Source organism: Maridesulfovibrio pacificus (SeqCode) (genome assembly GCF_048612815.1).
Taxonomy (GTDB): domain Bacteria; phylum Desulfobacterota; class Desulfovibrionia; order Desulfovibrionales; family Desulfovibrionaceae; genus Maridesulfovibrio; species Maridesulfovibrio pacificus.
The window spans coordinates 2,294,862-2,311,687 of the sequence record NZ_JBLZNE010000001.1 but is presented as its reverse complement, the minus strand read 5'-3'; the positions used below and the strand labels follow the sequence as shown (position 1 = coordinate 2,311,687).

The following is a 16,826-nucleotide window of genomic DNA, read 5'->3' as shown; positions in this document are numbered from 1 at the left end:
GGATAACTCGCTCCTGATAGCATTCCTGCTTAAGAAATAAAAGGCTTCTATAGGGCTAATTTGCAGAAAAAAATTCTGTAAAATTATCCATAACTTAAAAATGAATGATTTAATAATTTTGCATTCGGATAGTTCGTGTTACTGTCTCTTGTGTTTTGACGAAAAAAAGCATACGCAGAAGACCAAATAGGAGTGCTTTTCATTGAAAGATTATGTTTCCGGTGAACGGGAATTGATAGAAGTGGAGACCGCCGGACGGGTCTGGAAGATTGAGCGCACAGCTGATCTTGAAACCCTCTGGGATGAAATCGGTGAAGAAGAGTTTGGCGATGACGAACGACTTCCATATTGGGCGGAACTTTGGCCGGCCAGTGTTTTACTCGGTGAATGGCTTTATCGCAATGCGGACTTGATCAAAGGACGAAAGTGTCTTGATCTCGGTTGCGGACTGGGGCTGACAGCCGTTATCGGGCAGTCTCTTGGAGCTGACGTTGTGGCCTTTGATTATGAATTGCCGCCGCTCTATTTTGCGAAAGACAACGCCGTTTCCAATAACACTTCCCAGCCGCTCTGGCTGCAGATGGACTGGCGCGAGCCTTCCCTTGCCGAGAATTCCTTTGATTTTATCTGGGGCGGGGATATTCTCTACGAAAAAAGATTTTTTGATCCGCTGGAAAAGCTTTTCCGGCGGGTGCTTAAACCGGGCGGAACCATCTGGATGGCCGAACCAAGGCGTGATGTTTCAGTTCCGGTCTGGGAAAAGCTTGAAGCTTTAGGCTGGAAAACAGCGTTGCCCCTGACTGAGAAGGCGGCCTGTTGTAATGCGGAAATGACAGTAAATATCCGGGAAGTTGTTCCCGGCAAATCCATATGATTTTTACGGAGGTTTGAAATGGGTAAAACTATACGTTTCGGGGTTTCCCTTGATTCCGATCTTCTTGAGAAATTTGATAAGCTTTGTGACGAGAAAAGTTACCAGACCCGTTCCGAGGCTATTCGCGACCTGATCCGCAACATGCTGGTGGAAAAGGAATGGGATGAGGCTGACGGTCAAATGGCCGGAACTCTTTCTCTCGTCTACGACCATCACCAGAGCGGTCTTTCCCAGCGACTCACCGAGCTGCAGCACGACAGTCATGATCTGATCATGTCCACCCTGCATGTGCACCTTGACCACGACAATTGTCTCGAAGTCATGGTCCTTAAGGGTGACGGCAAGCAGATCAAGGAACTGGCTCACCGCCTTATCTCTACCAAAGGCGTAAAGCACGGAAAGCTCGGCCTTACTACTACCGGCGAGGCTCTTGTTTAAAATGGAAGACGTACAGAACAGTCCCGCAAAAGTGGCAATGTCCATCGACAGGGTCGGTGTGCGGGATTTGACTCTCCCTCTTGTGGTGCGTGACCGGGAATCAGGCAGTCAAAGCACCATGGCTAAAGTAGCTTTATCTGTTGATCTGCCCGCGCATTTCAAAGGTACACACATGAGCCGTTTTGTAGAGGCTCTCGAAGATTGGTCCGAAGAGTTGGATTATCAGAGTTTTTACAATCTGCTCAGCGACATCCTGCGCCGTCTCGAAGCTGAACGTGCTCATGCGGAACTCAGCTTTCCCTACTGCCTGCAAAAGAAATCCCCGGTCAGTGGACGCAAGGGGATCATGAGTTATGAGTGCACAGTGGAAGGCGAAATGGTCGGTGATAATCTGGAATTCACCCTAGGTGTAAAAGTTCCGGTTATGACTGTCTGCCCTTGTTCAAAAGCTATCAGTGATGAAGGAGCGCACAGCCAGAGGGCGGTGGTCCACATCAGGACCAAGTCAAAGGGTTTTGTCTGGATCGAGGATCTGGTGGAGATTGCCGAAGCTTCAGGGTCGTGTGAAGTGTTCTCTTTGCTTAAGCGAGAGGATGAAAAACACGTAACTGAAAAAAGTTTTTCAAATCCCACCTTCGTTGAGGACGTGGTCCGCAATGCCGCTATGGGGCTTGAAAAACACGCTAAAATTTTGTGGTATCAAGTTGATGTGGAAAGTTTTGAATCAATTCACAATCATTGTGCCTTTGCAAGTATTGCCAAACCTGAATAAGTGCTTACTATTATAGTAAGGAGGCAGAGGGGATTATTCCCCACCTGATCTCCGCAGACAGCCGCAGTTGCTTACCGAAAGGATAGAGCGATTGCGGCGACACTTTTGGATAAAAAAAACTCCCGCTGGATTTTCCGGCGGGAGTTTTTTTGTCTGCTTTGTCTAGCTGTTCTTAGTTCGATTCAACAGCATAGGGCCAGCCGTCCTGACCGTTGGTGAGGATGAATAAACGGTAAGGAGCGATTCCCTTTTTGGCGAGGTAGTCTACTGTTCTTTCTGCGCCGCCTTTCCCGCGCGGGCAGATGACAACTACAGGCTGTGTTGAGCTTTTGAGGTTGTTCAGGGTTGCATTAAGTTTTTCTGTTTCGGCGACGGTCTTAACCGGGTAAGCGCAGGTTTCGATTGCGCCCTTGATGTGGTGAGATTTAAATTCTTCAGCCACCTGAATATCGACAATGGCAACATCAGCCTTGGTGTCGATTGCATTCTGCAGGGCTGCGGGGCTCATGTAATTGTAGCTATCCTTCATGGCGAAAGCGTTTCCTGCAACGCAAAGAAGCAGTGCTGCCAATCCGAGCATTACCATCATTTTTTTACTAAAAGTCATTTGTTTCTCCTCCTGATTGTGATTTAGAATCAATCCTTAAGCTCAGGCAGAAGAATTCGTCGAATATTTAAAACTGATAGATAAAGTTAAATGGTATCCTGCTTCTCTATAGAAGCTGAGTATGGTCAGAATTTTATTCTTCCTCAAAAAGTTTACGCAATTCATCAACCCTTTTTTTGTTTACTCCGAAATCGGAATAGCCGAGGCGTGCTGCCGAGCGAACATCAATCTTTCCTTCCGCTTCATCATAAATGCATTCAAAGTCATCTACAAAACGGAACCATTTGCTCCGGAACTCAGCGTGCAGGTAGGGGCCGCTGCGGGAAGTAATTTTCCCACCCATTTTTTTGATGCAGGCCCTTAGTTTTTTCATGACTTGTTTATTGCTGCCGCTGGCTTTGAAAGCTTGGGTGGAATGCTCTTTGTCGGTTTCCTGTGAGGAAACGCAGTTGGGGCTTTTCGGGCATGGAGAAAGATTGCCGCCTGTAATTCCCAGATTTTTAGGAGGGGAAGAAAAATGGGCAGCGGTAAATAGGGCGCCAGCGCAAATAATGATAATGAGTGTTGTTAGTTTATAAATCATATGTGTGAATGTAGAATACTCTTTGGCTTATCCGCAAGGTAAATTAATGAAATTTTTGTAAAGAAAGTGTTATTCAAAAAAAAGCCCCTGAACCGATAAAACGGGGCAGGGGTGGAAAATTAATGTGAGTAATTTTTAGAAAGGATTAGTCTTGACGCAGAAAGAGCCTTCTTTAAGCAGGTCAGCAATGGATATTTCATCCAGGGCTGCATACATGGCCTTGCTGGCTTTGATCCAGACCTCGCGGGTGGGGCAGTTGTCTATGCGTTTGCAGAGATCGTCATTATCCAGACATTCGACTAGTCCGGCGTCTCCCTCAAGGCTTCTAACCACTGCACCTACTGTTATATCTTCCGGGGCCATTGCCAATGAATGTCCACCGCCGGGGCCGCGTTTGCTGGCAATAAATCCGGCCTTTTTCAATTCGCGGATGAGTTTTTCAAGGTATTTTGTTGAAAGTCCCTGACGGCTGGCAATGTCACTGATACGGACCGGGCCTGCAGTGCAGTGCGTAGCAATGTCCAGTATCATTCGGGTTCCGTATCTGCTTCTAGTTGTCAGTCTCATGAAATTTCCTTTTGGTTTACTAATCCATTTAGAAAAGTAATTGCTCTGGGTCAAGAGGGATCGCTTTAACTATAACCGATAATTTGCTCTGTGTGGTTTAAGTGTTTGATTATATATAGTTTTTGTTTGATTTGAAAAAAAATAAGAAAAGGTTGCAATTTTGAAATTCTATGGATAAAAGCGTATATTGGCATGCCTGCGCGGGTAGCGCAAAGCAGGCGAAAAAGACCAATACTGGAGAATATTATGAGCCCGAAAGATAACGGGAAGAAAGAGTTTGATGTAATTATTGTCGGCGGTGGTCCTGCAGGACTTTTCGCAGCCTATTACCTTGGCGAGAATACCGACCTTGATGTTCTGGTCATCGAAAAGGGAAAGGCGTCCCTTAAACGACATTGTCCCATAACCGGGGATCAGGAATGCATTAAATGCAAACCCTGCAACATCCTTTCCGGTGTGGGCGGGGCTGGCCTTTTTTCTGACGGCAAGCTCAACTATATTCACAAGCTCGGCAAAACCGACCTTACCCAGTTTATGTCGGTTTCCAAGGCGAAAGCCCTTATCGATGAGACCGAAGAAATTTTCAACCGCTTCAACATGGACGGTCAGGTTTACCCCACCAACATGGAAGAAGCTAAGAATATCCGCAAGGATGCTCTCAAGCACGGTATCGATCTGCTGCTGATCAAGCAGAAGCACCTTGGTAGTGACAACCTGCCCGGACACATTGCCGGAATGGCTGATTACTGTATGAGCAAGGGTGTTACCTTCCGCACCGGTGAGCACGTAGAAGACATTCTCATTGAAAACGGCGAATTGGCCGGTGTTGTGACCAAGAAAGGTGAATACAAAGCCAAGAATGTTATTCTCGCTCCGGGCCGCGTCGGTTCCGAGTGGATGGGCAGCGTTGCCAAGAAGCACGACCTTGCCATCACCCAGCGTGGTATCGAGGTCGGTGTTCGCGTGGAAGTACACGGCGATATCATGCGTGATCTTTGTTCCGTGATCTATGACCCCACCTTCTTTATCCGTACTAATACTTACGATGATCAGGTTCGTACTTTCTGTACCAACCAGGGTGGCTTCGTAGCTCTTGAAAACTATCAGGATTTTGTCTGCGTAAACGGACACGCCTATATGGATAAAAAATCCGAGAACACCAACTTCGCCTTCCTGTCCAAGGTTGTGCTTGAAGAGCCTGTTACCGATAACCAGGCTTATGGTGAATCCATCGGTAAGCTCGCCACTATCATCGGCGGGGGCAAGCCGATCCTTCAGCGTTTCGGCGACCTCAAGCGCGGACGTCGTTCCACATGGAATCGTGTTCGCAACAGCTTTATTGAGCCGACCATGAAGAACGTTACCTGCGGTGATATCGCCATGGCTCTGCCTGAGCGTATCGTACGTAACCTCATCGAAGGTCTCGAGAAGCTTAACGATGTAGTTCCCGGTGTTGCCAACGAGGAAACTCTGCTTTACGCACCGGAAATCAAGTTCTTCTCCACTCAGGTGGAAACCAGCGACCAGCTTGAAACAGCGTTGGAAGGTCTTTTCGTAGCAGGTGACGGTCCGGGCGTAGCAGGAAACATTGTTTCCGCTTCCGCTACCGGAATCATCCCCGCTAAAGAGATTGCCAGAAGAGCTAAGAAATAAAGATTCACTTCGCGTCTTTTATGAAAGAATGGGAGATACTGACTTTGGTCGGTATCTCCTTTTTTTGTTTTTGCGGTGGTTGTCTTGAAGTTGTGGTGACATTGATACGGAGATTATGGTAACAGCTTGTATTGTTTGTTACTGTTACTAAGCTGTATTAGCCAACTTTAAGAAGGTAAGTATGTCTGCAAGTCCCGCCCACGATCCCAAGCAATCAGCATCGGTAATTTTTGTTCTCCTTATTTCAGCTGCCGCAGCACTCGGCGGCTTTCTTTTCGGCTTTGATACTGCGGTTATCAACGGCGCTGTGGTGGCGCTGGGTAATTATTTCAAGGTCGGTCCGGTGTTGGTGGGTATGTCTGTTTCTTTGGCGTTGATAGGCTCGGCAGTTGGAGCTTTGCTTTCTGGGGCGGTTTCGGATCGGTACGGACGCATTAAACCGATGTTGCTCGCGGCTTTTTTATTTACCCTCAGTGGAGTTGGTTCCGGGATTCCAATCTCTGTCTGGGATTTTATTTTCTGGCGCTTTCTCGGTGGCGTGGGGATTGGTCTTGCCAGCGCTATTACTCCGGCTTACATCGCAGAGATTTCCCCGGCCAACCTGCGCGGAAGTTTCGGTTCATTGCAGCAGCTAGCCATTGTGGTCGGGATTTTCGTTGCTATGCTCAGCAACTACATGCTGGTGGGGATCGCCGGAGGATCGGCGGATAATGTGCTCTGGCTCGGCTTTGAAACTTGGCGCTGGATGTTCTGGGCTGAGGTCCCGCCTGCACTTCTGTACGGATTTGCAGCTCTGATGATCCCGGAATCTCCCCGCTATCTTATTGCTTCCAGAAAAGAGAAAGAGGCAGAGGGCATCCTTGCGAAAGTCCTTGGGGACAAGACTCTTGAGAAAATTGAAGAAATCAAGGGAAGTCTTACGATCGAGTGTACTCCTTCATTTGCAGCCCTGAGATGTGAAGGGGGGCTGCATCCCGTAGTCTGGATCGGGCTTGGACTTTCGGTATTGCAACAGTTCGTGGGTATTAATGTCATTTTTTATTACGGTTCCATGCTCTGGCGCAGTGTCGGATTTTCCGAAGAGAATTCTTTGTGGATTACCGTGATTACCGGGGTTGTAAATATCGTGACCACGCTGGTAGCCATTGTGCTTATTGATCGTGTGGGCCGAAAGCCTTTGCTTCTGGCAGGCTCGGCCGGAATGCTGGTTACTCTTGGTGTTTTGGCCTATTTGTTCGGCAATGCTCCCCTTGATGCTTCCGGGCATCCGGTTCTGCAAGGAGCATCCGCTACAACCGCTTTGTATTCCGCCAATCTTTATGTCTTCTGCTTCGGATTTTCATGGGGGCCTGTGGTCTGGGTGTTACTCGGAGAAATGTTCAACAACAGAATCCGCGCTTCTGCTCTTGCTCTTGGGGCCGGGGCACAGTGGGTAGCAAATTTCATGGTTTCCGCCTCCTTTCCATCGCTTGTAAGCTGGGTCGGATTGGGTATTACTTATTCCATTTATGCCTTTTTTGCGGCGGTATCATTTTTCTTTGTTCTCTTTATGGTTCGGGAGACCAAGGGCAGGGAATTGGAAGATATGGAGTGAGTTTTCATCCCCCGTGGCTGATATTATGATATTCGACTGTTTTTTATTTGATTTTTGCAAGAAAAATTCAATTGCATATTGACTTTGCGTCATTTCATTGACAGTGAATGTGTAGGGTTATCTATTTTATATGATGGATTAATCCGTACAAGGCGGAACAGAACTAAAAAAGTTCCCCGGACTAGAATAATTTGGGAGGCCGAATGGCTCTTAATTTAGGTGGAATAATTGGAAACAGTCCTGCGCTTAAGGAGGTCTTTGCGATTCTCGCAAAGGTGGCGCCTACAGACAGTACCGTGCTGGTTACCGGGGAATCCGGCACGGGTAAGGAGCTGCTTGTGCGTGCTTTGCACCGCAACAGCAAACGAAAGGAAAAGCCATTTGTTCCGGTAAACTGCGGGGCCATCCCCAAGGAGTTGCTGGAATCTGAACTTTTCGGGCATGAGAAGGGTGCTTTCACCCATGCAGTGCGTTCCCGTCCGGGCCGTTTCGAGCTTGCTGACGGCGGGACCATTTTCCTCGATGAAATCGGTGAAATGGATCTGAGCCTGCAGGTCAAAATCCTGAGAGTCCTCCAGGAAAAGGAAATCGAAAGGGTCGGTGGGACTTCCATCAAAAAGGTTGATGTGCGTATTGTTGCTGCAACCAACCGCGATCTCGAAGTCGAGGTTGCTGCAGGAAGATTTCGCGAGGACCTTTTCTATCGCCTGAATGTTATTCCCATGCATCTCCCTCCGCTGCGTGAACGCGGCGGGGACGTGCTTCTGCTGGCACAGCATTTTCTTGGCCGGTTCTGCGAGGATAAGGATATGGAGCAGCTTAGGATTCAGTCCGATGCAGCTGATATGCTGGTTTCCTACACTTGGCCGGGTAATGTCCGTGAGCTCGAAAATTTTATGGAACGTATGTGCATCCTTTGTGATGAAGCTGAAATCGTTCCCGATGACCTGCCGGAAAAAATTTGGAAAGATGTGGGCAAGGAACCCAAGAAAAAGGTTGCCGAGCTTATGCAGCCTGTTGGATTCAATTGGCCTACCCTTTCAGATATGGAAGAGCAGGGAGCCAACGGGCTCAAGGATTTTCTGGAGAAGGTAGAAGACCGTCTCATGATCGAAGCCCTTGAAAGGGCAGGTGGCGTCAAGAATAAGGCCGCAGAACTTCTCGGGGTAAAGCGGACGACGTTGATTGAAAAGATCAAGAAGAGGAATCTGGAAGTTTAGTTATTTTAAAAAAAGTGTGGATTTTGTGAGGGGTAGGCAGGAAAATTGCAAAGATAATTAATTGTGACGCTTAGCCGACTTACCGGAGTTGTCCGGTCCCTTTTTCTGGCGGTCGTTTTTTGGCTTGCCTGCCCTTATCCTAGTCATGCCTTGGAGTACTTTATTGATACCAAGGCTGACATGGATTCCATACGTCTTGTCTTTGATCAGAAAAATCTTTCCGGAAAAGTCGCCCGTACCGGACGGCAGCAGATCACCATTTCTTTTCCCAAAAATGCCCTTAAGGGAGAAAAGCAGCCAACCCCGGCTCCTTTATCCTCTTTGCGTTTGGTTAATTCTCTACAAATGGGCCCGAGCTCCATCACCATCGGAACCCGGACCAGTGCTTTTGGTTTTATCCGCATGCCCGCGGGTAATGGTCAAATGACGATTCAGTTTTTCCGCGATCCCATTGGTTCCAAATGGCGCTCCCCTGAAGAAAAAGCTCGCCGTGAAGCCGAACGTAAAAAAGCGGCTCAAAAGAAAATAGCAGCCCAGAAAAAGGCTGAGGCAAAACGCGCAGCTGACAAGAAAGCAAAAGAAAAAGCTGAAGCCGCTCGTGTTGCAGCCGCAAAAAAAGCCGCTATGAAGGCTGAGGCTAAGCCTCCAAAGCCTCCGGTCATTGATGAAGTCGATCTGCCTGAAGATGAAGAATCATCGCAACTCAAACAGGAGTTGGAACAGGGCTCAGAAGAGACTCCGGATGAACAGGTTCCTCCACAGCCAGTAAAACGTCCATTTTATTCAGTTCCTTATACTTACCGTGCTCCTGTTGCCAACGTCGGCCCCGGGCAGGCTAAGCCTGTGGATACTTCGGTTCCTCCGGCACGGGCCGGGGGCATTGCCCGCCGTGTTGCTGATAACGGCGATTCCGGTGGGCAGGTTGTCGCCCGTATAGAACCGGAAAGTTCCGGTGGCTCGGCAGGCGGAACCATTGCACCTCCACCGTCAGATGAGGCTGTTGGTGAAGGTGTCGATGAAGCAGTTGACGAGGGCGTGGCTGCTGATGAAGTTGCTTACGAAGAAGAATTTCCCGAAGGCGAAGGTGCGTCCGGTTCAGTCACCCCGCCGCAGCAATCCGAAGGCAGTGCGTCCGGCAGTGTCTCCGGCAGGATTGCACCTCCTCCATCTCAGTCAGGCGGACAGGCTGCAGGTAGTGTATCAGGTCAGGTTTCCGGCAAGATAGCACCGCCTGATTCCTCAGCGTCTGGTCAGATTACACCTCCGCCTAGTAATGAAGATTCCTTTGAGGCTACTGATTACCCCGCTCTTGAAAATAAAGAAGCTGGTGAGACTAGCAATGAGGCAGATAATGGAACAGATGTTCGTGATGAAGCGGCAGAAGGTGAACAGGATGCATCTGCGTCTGACGCCTATCCAGTGGGAGACTCCGAGCAGATTGATGATGACGGAGAAGGTGGTGTTGAAGGCGAAAAGGAAATTACTCTTGAGGACCGGATCAAGGTCGCCAAGGGGGTTCTTCTTGCAGCGGAAGGAGCTCTGGATGAAGGGGAGATTCAAGCTGCAATAGATGGCTTTACTGAAGTTTCCTTAATGAAAGAGTTGCCGCTGGATATGCGTTTGCGCGCACTTTACGGTAAAGCTGAGTCGCTTACCGAGCTGCATCGCGATGCCATGGCTGATAATTTCGGTGAAATTGCCAGTGCGTGGATGGAAGCAATGAATGCGGACACCAAGTCTCCGAATGTCCCCATGGCCTTACTCAATCTGGGATTGCTTAATCTCAAAGTAGGCAACATGCCTGAGGCCAAGGCTTATTTTAATCTTCTTAAATCCCAGTATCCCAACGATCCCAACATTCCTTATATCAGTTACTATTGGGGTGAGTACTACCTCGGCATGAAAGAATACGAAAAGGCTGCGGATCAGTTCCAGTATCTGGTTCAGATGTATCCGGACAGCAAGATTGTCCGTGATGCCGCGCTCGGTCTTGCCAAGTCTTTGGATGCTCTTGGTTATGATGAACAGGCTTTTCAAATTATTGACTATATTGATAAACGCTGGCCTCGTTTCTACATTGAAGATCTGAATTTCCTGCTTATGTCGGCCAATACCCAGAACAGACTGGGCAAGATAGGGCAGGCCCGTGAAAACTATTGGGCTTACTACAACCTTGCCCCGGAAGCTCCTGAAGCGGATATTGTTTTGGCTCGCATCGGCGATATTTATCTTAAGACAGGTCAGAAAACCGCCGCCAAGGAAATTTACGAAAAAGCAGCCAAAGATTTTCCTGATAAAGAGGGTGGGCTGGTTTCCATGATGCGTCTTGCTGAAGAGGGCATTTATGATGACCCCAGCATGAGCCAGATGGACAAGGTCTTTGACCGTCCTTACAACCTCAGGCCGCAGAAAATTTATAACCACATTATTGAAAAATTCCCGGATAGTCCGCTTGCTCCGCTTGCACAGCTCAAGCTCGGTATGTGGTATTACTGGAACAAGAAGTACGGTGATTGTCTCGGTGCGGTTCAGGGTTTTCTGGATAAATATCCTCGTAGCGGGTTGAGAGAGCGGGCCAGTGAACTTGGTACACGAGTTTTTGATAAGGCTGTGCCGGAACTGGTTCGGGATGAGAACTACGGCCGGGTGGTCGATTACTGGAACAAGTACGCCCAAAAGAATAACGAAGGCAAAGATGTTAATGATGAGACAAGGCTCGGTGTGGCGCTCAGCTTCTGGAAGAAAGAGCAGCCTGCGAAAGCCTTGGAATTGATTGACCGCTATTTGCAGGGTGAGGAAATTCCCAAGTATTCAGCAATGGCTCTTGATATGGCCCTTGGTATCTATGTGGATGAGCAAGCTTGGAGCAAGGTAACCGCGCTGGTCGACCTTGCTAAGGATAAGTGGAAACTTGATCCAAAGCAGAAGGTTCATATAGAATACGCTCAGGCCATGGCTTACGAGAATCTCGGGGAGACAGAGCGCAGTACTCCGCTTTGGGCAGGGCTGGCTTCCAATCTGCTTTTACCCCAGTCTTCGCGTGCTTATGCCATGTATTACATGGCCAAGTCTTCCATGAAGAAGAAGGAGCTGAAGAAGGTTTTCGTTTATGCACAGGAAGCATTAGCCATGCTACTTGAGACCGGTGGAGACCGGGAAAAGATCAAGGATTGTATCCTTATGACAATTTTCGCGGCGGAAAGCTCCGGGCGTTACCGGGAAGCTCTTAAGTGGGCTGCGGAATACGATAAGTATATCCCGCTTTCTGATCCGGAATGGGCTTCTTCCCGTTTCCGTCTGGCCCAGCTCTACGAAAAGGCCGGGGCTGTTTCCGAGTGGAAGAAACTGATGGAAGAAGTTGCCAAGCAAAAGCCGGGCGATCTTTACGGACGTCTTGCTACTTCCGCACTGGCAACCCACAAGATTGAGAAGGATGCTTCCAAGTTCCAGCCGGACCCGGTGTTTCAATAATTTTTAAGGCAGGTAAATATGAACAGACAGCCCGTAGTAGCCGGACGTTTTTACCCGGAAAGTCCTGATCAGCTTCGTAAGGAGCTTGAGATGTATTCAGGAACCCTGAATTTTGATGGGGACCGTCCGGTTGACCGCCTGGTCATGGTTCCCCATGCCGGATATATGTTTTCCGGTGAACCATGCGGTAAAACCCTTGCCCAGAGCAGGTTGGCTGACACTGTATTTCTGCTTGGTCCTAACCATACCGGACTCGGTTCACCTTTATCTGTCTGGGATAAAGGAAGCTGGGAATTTCCCGGTGGCAAGCTGGATGTGGATGAGGAACTGGCCGCAAAGCTCATTGAAAGTGGAACCGGTTTTGTTTCAAATGAAAAGGCTCATTCGCGGGAACACTCCCTTGAAGTTATTGTGCCTTTTCTGCATTACCTTAATCCGGCAATGAAGATCGTTCCGGTCTGCGTTTCTGAAGCTTCCCCGTCAAATCTGCGCAAGGCAGGTGAGGCCATTGCGGAAATAATGAAAGATCATCCACAACCTGTCTCTATGGTTGTCAGTTCCGACATGAGTCATTTTGTCTCTGCAGATCAGGCCAAGAAGCTCGATTCCATGGCCCTTGAGGCGATTATCCGTATGGATCCTTCCGACCTTTATTCCATAGTTTCGTCCAATCAGATCAGTATGTGCGGGGTTCTGCCCATGACCTTGGCAATGTTTGCCGCCAAGAAGCTTGGTGCCTCTTCCGGCAAGCTTGTGCATTACACAAATTCAGGGCAGGCAACCGGTGACTACGAACGGGTAGTGGCCTATGCAGGAGTGATCATCTCTTAACGTCTGGTTTATGAAATAGAATCCTAGCCCTTGCCAATCGGGAAAAGCGGCATTATTTGTACTGTTCAGACCTGCTATGGTGCGGTCGGATATTGAACAAAAATGCCTCCTGCGGGCGAAGGATATATGTGCAATGAGTTTTGAGAGCGGTTATGCGATCGGTATTGATACAGGTGGAACCTACACAGACACTGTTGTTGTAAAATGCGAAGACTCAAGCGTGGTGGCTACAGCCAAATCACCCACCACCCATCATGACCTGAGCCTCGGTCTGGCTTCTTCTCTGGATAAAGCCATGAAGGAAAGCGGGATCAGCCCGGATGAGGTCAAGCTTGTTTCTGTTTCCACCACTCTGGCTACCAACGCCGTTGTTGAGAATAAAGGTGCACGGGTCGGTCTGTTTATGATCGGTACCACTAAGGCGTTGAAGCTGCCTGTTGTGACCTTGCGTTACGTTAAGGGCGGACACAAGATTACCGGAATGGAAGAAGATCCGCTGGATATTGAATCCCTTGTGGACGGTATTCAGGATATGGCCGGACATGTCGATGCATATGCTGTCTGCTCGGCCATGAGTATCAAGAATCCGGCGCACGAACTTATTGCAGCAAAAGCTATTTCTCTTACCGATCCCCAGCCCGTATTCTGCTCCCATACAATCAGTACCCGTGCAGGGCAGGCTGAACGTGCGGCTACAGCTGTACTGAATGCCCGTCTCATGCCGGTAATGAAAGAATTTTTGTCCGGTGTAGGCAAGGCCCTTAATGAACGCGGCCTCGGTTCTTCTGTGGTTGTTGTGCGCGGTAACGCAACTCCCATGAGCATGGAAGATGCTGTTCAGCGTGCGGCTGAAACCTTTGCCAGCGGCCCTGCCTCAACCGCTTATTACGGCTCCATTTATTCCCCGGAAAAAGATGCGCTCATCGTGGATGTGGGTGGTACCACCACTGACGTTACTTTGATCCGTAATTCCCAGCCTACAATTCAAGAAAGCGGTTCCATTATCGGCGACTGGGAAACCCATGTTGAGGCGGTGGAAATGTTTACCGTTGGTGTCGGTGGAGACAGTTTTGCCCGCATCAACAGATCAGGAAATTTTGAAGTCGGTCCGGGCAGGGTTGTACCCCTGTGTATGGCCGGGGACATTCCCGCTCCCGAAAAATGGATCGGCAAAGGACACGAGTCACATCTGCTTAAGGTCGGCCCGTCTGCGGAAAAAAGCTCCGATGACGCAGTCCTGAAATATCTTTTAGAAAACGGTCCCGCAACCTTCGGGCAGATCATGGAAGGAACCGGACTCGGTGAAATCGGCCTTAGCGGAAAGGTCCAGAAGCTTGTACGCGAACAGTTGGTGGAAGAAGTCGGTTTTACCCCCACTGACGCACTGCACGTGCAGGGACAGCTGGATATCGGCGATAAGTCTGTTTCTGAAGCAGCGGCTGATATTCTGGGCAAGGAATTCGATCTTGATGGAGCAGGCTTTGCGGAAATGGTCCTTTCAGAAACAAGGGTCAAAATTGAAAATGCCATGCTCGAACACATTGTGCGCAAGGAAATCGGCGGCAACATGGCCGGATTTATTTCCGGGCGTGCGGCAAGTTCGCTGGTAAGCTTTGATGCTTCACTCAATCTGCCCATCGTGGGTATCGGCGCAGCCGCTCAAAAGTTGCTGCCTGAAGTTGCTGAAAAACTGCACACTGAAGCTGTTTTCCCCTCCCACCATGAAGTTGGTAACGCCTTGGGCGCGATCAAAATGGCTCTTGATACCAAGAAAAAGGATACCTGTAATGAGTAGAAATCAACCTTCCGCATACGAATATTGCCTTGAACCTGCCAGTGAGAATACTGAAGTTGAAGTTGTTCACGGTTGGATTTTTAAAGATGACAAGTGGGTAGCTCATGCGTGGTGCGAATTTGCAGACCGGGTAATCGATCTGGGACAGTCCACCCATTCCATGGATAAATTCAATTACTACATCGCCAATCGCGTCAGCGAAGAACGCTGCCGCCGCTATTCCCGCATTGAATTTTTTACCCTAGTTGGTGACGAAGGCCATTTCGGTCCTTACGACAAAGAACTGTTCTTTGCCGAAACAAGTGACCGTGACCCGTTGGAAGTAATCGAATCAGGCGAGGCCAGTTAAATTGTCTGCCGGATTTTTTATTACCGGAACAGGTACGGATGTAGGAAAGACTGTGGTTACCGCAGGGCTTGCCCGTTTCTTTATGAAATCAGGGCGGAGTATACTTCCGGTGAAGCCTGTCCAGTCCGGGGCTATTGTTCTGCCTGACGGTTCATTCGATTCCCCGGACGGCGATGTCTATCGTGCTGCCGGGGCGGTCTGGGATATCAATAGACAATGTCCTTATATTTTCGAGCCGCCGACTTCTCCGCATCTTGCCGCAAGGCTGGCCGGGGTGGAGCTTGATTATGTCGAGATTGCCCGGAAAGTCCGTGAACTTGAGGGTGATGATTTTCTTCTGGTAGAAGGTGCCGGGGGAATAATGGTTCCCCTTAGTGACGATTCTTCCATGCTCAATCTCATGAAAGAGCTTGGATATCCGGTGATTCTGGTTGTTGAAAACAAGCTTGGCTGCATTAACGAGGCACTGCTTTCCATCGCGGCCTTGCAGCAGTCCGGTCTGGAAATTTCCGGTCTGGTCATGACTTCTCCCAACCAGCCCGCTCCGGAAGAATTCGGTATGGCCGAAGAGAATATCCGTTTCATCGAAAAAATTTCCGAAGTGAAAGTTATAGCTTCCATTCCATATATCGAAAATTGGGACTACAATGATCCTAAATGCTGGGAGCAAGTAGATAAGGCTCTTGATTCCTGATTTATTATAAATAACGCGGCGGAGCCCTGATAAAATTTTTTGGGATTCTTAAACCCTTTTTACAAAAAGGGTTTAAGGCCCCCGGCAGGGCCGCCGGAGGCATACCATGTCTATTCTAGAATTCGACAAAAATCATCTTTGGCATCCTTATACATCAGCTACTAATCCTCTACCTACTTTTCAGGCCAAGCGCACTGAGGGCGTTAAGATCATTCTTGAAGACGGTACCGAGCTTATTGACGGTATGGCTTCCTGGTGGTGCGCCATTCATGGTTATAATAATCCGGCGCTGGTTAAGGCTTTGTGCGATCAGGCCGAGACTATGCCGCATGTTATGTTTGGCGGTCTGACCCATGAACCTGCTGTGGAACTGGCCCGTAAGCTGGTACAGATTTCCCCGGAACCTTTGCAGCAGGTGTTTCTGGCTGATTCCGGTTCGGTTTCAGTCGAGGTGGCAATCAAAATGGCTATCCAATACTGGTATGCCACGGGTAAGCCTGAGAAAAACAGGTTGATGACAATCCGTAACGGCTATCACGGTGATACCATCGGCTGCATGTCGGTCTGTGATCCCGTAAACGGCATGCATTCCATGTTCACCTCTGTGTTGCCGGAGCATGTTTTTGCCGAGGCCCCACAGTGTGGATTCGATGCCGGATGTACGGATGAAGATTTTGCGGATTTCAAGAGCAAGATTGAAAAGCACGCTCATGAGTTGGCTGCAGTTATCCTTGAACCTGTGGTGCAGGGAGCAGGGGGGATGCGTTTTTATTCCCCTGAATATCTGAAACGGGTCCGCGAGGCTTGCGATGAACATGGCGTTCTGTTGATCTGTGATGAAATTGCTACCGGATTCGGGCGCGCCGGGGCCATGTTCGCCAGCGAAATGGCCGGGATCAACCCGGACATTATGTGTGTTGGCAAGGCCATTACCGGGGGCATGATGACTCTGGCAGCAACCCTTGCTACAAAGGAAGTTGCCGAAGGTATTTCCTCCAAGGGCGGGGTGTTCATGCACGGCCCGACATTTATGGGCAACCCTTTGGCCTGCGCTGTGGCTAATGCCTCTATAGATCTTTTGTTGAAGAGTAATTGGAAGGAGCGGGTAGCGGAGATTACCGAGCTTCTTTGTTCCGGGCTGGCACCTTGTGCTAAATCAGGTGCGGTGGCTGATGTTCGCTGCCTTGGTGCTATTGGAGTTGTCGAGCTGAAAGAACCCGTGGATATGAATTCCATTCAGCGGGAATTTGTAAAACGCGGCGTGTGGGTTCGTCCTTTTGGAAAACTCGTCTATGTGATGCCGCCTTATGTAATTTCGAATCTTGAACTTGAGGCTTTGACTTCCGCTATATGTGAAGTGATCGGCCTTCAGGGGTAA

General features: G+C 49.1%; 15 protein-coding genes. 12 read left to right on the top strand and 3 right to left on the bottom strand.

All coding sequences use genetic code 11. The features are described 5' to 3' along the window. Positions 1 to 202: 202 nt before the first annotated feature. The 3 genes from ACNI23_RS10755 to folE2 are packed head-to-tail and all read left to right on the top strand — an operon-like array spanning position 203 to position 2,084. Entirely contained in the window at positions 203 to 874 is a 672-nt protein-coding gene (locus ACNI23_RS10755; RefSeq protein ID WP_420248608.1) for a class I SAM-dependent methyltransferase, read from the top strand. A gap of 18 nt (positions 875 to 892) precedes the next feature. Further along, positions 893 to 1,312, top strand: a complete 420-nt coding sequence (nikR, locus tag ACNI23_RS10750) for a nickel-responsive transcriptional regulator NikR (protein ID WP_420248606.1) — start codon at positions 893 to 895, stop codon at positions 1,310 to 1,312. Position 1,313: 1 nt separating this feature from the next. Then, complete coding sequence (gene folE2 / locus ACNI23_RS10745; RefSeq protein WP_420248605.1) at positions 1,314 to 2,084, top strand: GTP cyclohydrolase FolE2; 771 nt, start codon at positions 1,314 to 1,316, stop codon at positions 2,082 to 2,084. 172 nt (positions 2,085 to 2,256) lie between these two features. Here the strand turns inward: folE2 and ACNI23_RS10740 are convergent, their stop codons facing one another. From ACNI23_RS10740 to ACNI23_RS10730, 3 genes are all read right to left on the bottom strand, one after another. After that, on the bottom strand, positions 2,257 to 2,691 hold the full coding sequence (locus tag ACNI23_RS10740) for a rhodanese-like domain-containing protein (RefSeq protein WP_420248603.1): 435 nt from the start codon (positions 2,689 to 2,691) through the stop codon (positions 2,257 to 2,259). Positions 2,692 to 2,824: 133 nt separating this feature from the next. Further along, a complete protein-coding gene (locus ACNI23_RS10735; protein ID WP_420248601.1) occupies positions 2,825 to 3,274 on the bottom strand; it encodes a DUF1499 domain-containing protein in 450 nt (149 codons plus the stop codon). Positions 3,275 to 3,409: 135 nt separating this feature from the next. Continuing rightward, complete coding sequence (locus tag ACNI23_RS10730) at positions 3,410 to 3,841, bottom strand: RrF2 family transcriptional regulator (RefSeq protein WP_015852855.1); 432 nt, start codon at positions 3,839 to 3,841, stop codon at positions 3,410 to 3,412. Positions 3,842 to 4,087: 246 nt separating this feature from the next. Between ACNI23_RS10730 and ACNI23_RS10725 the strand changes: the two genes are divergently transcribed. The 9 genes from ACNI23_RS10725 to bioA all read left to right on the top strand — a co-directional run bounded on the left by ACNI23_RS10725 (position 4,088) and on the right by bioA (position 16,826). Beyond that, positions 4,088 to 5,494 carry an NAD(P)/FAD-dependent oxidoreductase gene (locus tag ACNI23_RS10725; protein ID WP_420248599.1) on the top strand — a complete coding sequence of 469 codons (1,407 nt, stop codon included), beginning with the start codon at positions 4,088 to 4,090 and terminating at the stop codon, positions 5,492 to 5,494. 181 nt (positions 5,495 to 5,675) lie between these two features. Beyond that, the gene (locus ACNI23_RS10720; protein ID WP_420248597.1) at positions 5,676 to 7,088 is read left to right on the top strand and encodes a sugar porter family MFS transporter; all 1,413 of its coding nucleotides are present in this window, start codon (positions 5,676 to 5,678) and stop codon (positions 7,086 to 7,088) included. A gap of 203 nt (positions 7,089 to 7,291) precedes the next feature. Beyond that, on the top strand, positions 7,292 to 8,308 hold the full coding sequence (locus ACNI23_RS10715) for a sigma-54 interaction domain-containing protein (RefSeq protein ID WP_420248595.1): 1,017 nt from the start codon (positions 7,292 to 7,294) through the stop codon (positions 8,306 to 8,308). A gap of 63 nt (positions 8,309 to 8,371) precedes the next feature. Beyond that, on the top strand, positions 8,372 to 11,779 hold the full coding sequence (locus ACNI23_RS10710) for a tetratricopeptide repeat protein (protein ID WP_420248593.1): 3,408 nt from the start codon (positions 8,372 to 8,374) through the stop codon (positions 11,777 to 11,779). Positions 11,780 to 11,797: 18 nt separating this feature from the next. After that, complete coding sequence (gene amrB / locus ACNI23_RS10705; RefSeq protein WP_420248591.1) at positions 11,798 to 12,610, top strand: AmmeMemoRadiSam system protein B; 813 nt, start codon at positions 11,798 to 11,800, stop codon at positions 12,608 to 12,610. A gap of 133 nt (positions 12,611 to 12,743) precedes the next feature. Next, complete coding sequence (locus tag ACNI23_RS10700; RefSeq protein ID WP_420248589.1) at positions 12,744 to 14,405, top strand: hydantoinase/oxoprolinase N-terminal domain-containing protein; 1,662 nt, start codon at positions 12,744 to 12,746, stop codon at positions 14,403 to 14,405. Continuing rightward, positions 14,398 to 14,754, top strand: a complete 357-nt coding sequence (locus ACNI23_RS10695; protein ID WP_420248588.1) for a hypothetical protein — start codon at positions 14,398 to 14,400, stop codon at positions 14,752 to 14,754. Before ACNI23_RS10700 ends, ACNI23_RS10695 begins: the two co-directional genes overlap by 8 nt. Position 14,755: 1 nt before the next feature. Further along, positions 14,756 to 15,448 carry a dethiobiotin synthase gene (bioD, locus tag ACNI23_RS10690; protein ID WP_420248586.1) on the top strand — a complete coding sequence of 231 codons (693 nt, stop codon included), beginning with the start codon at positions 14,756 to 14,758 and terminating at the stop codon, positions 15,446 to 15,448. Between the two features lie 106 nt (positions 15,449 to 15,554). Further along, entirely contained in the window at positions 15,555 to 16,826 is a 1,272-nt protein-coding gene (gene bioA / locus ACNI23_RS10685) for an adenosylmethionine--8-amino-7-oxononanoate transaminase (RefSeq protein WP_420248584.1), read from the top strand.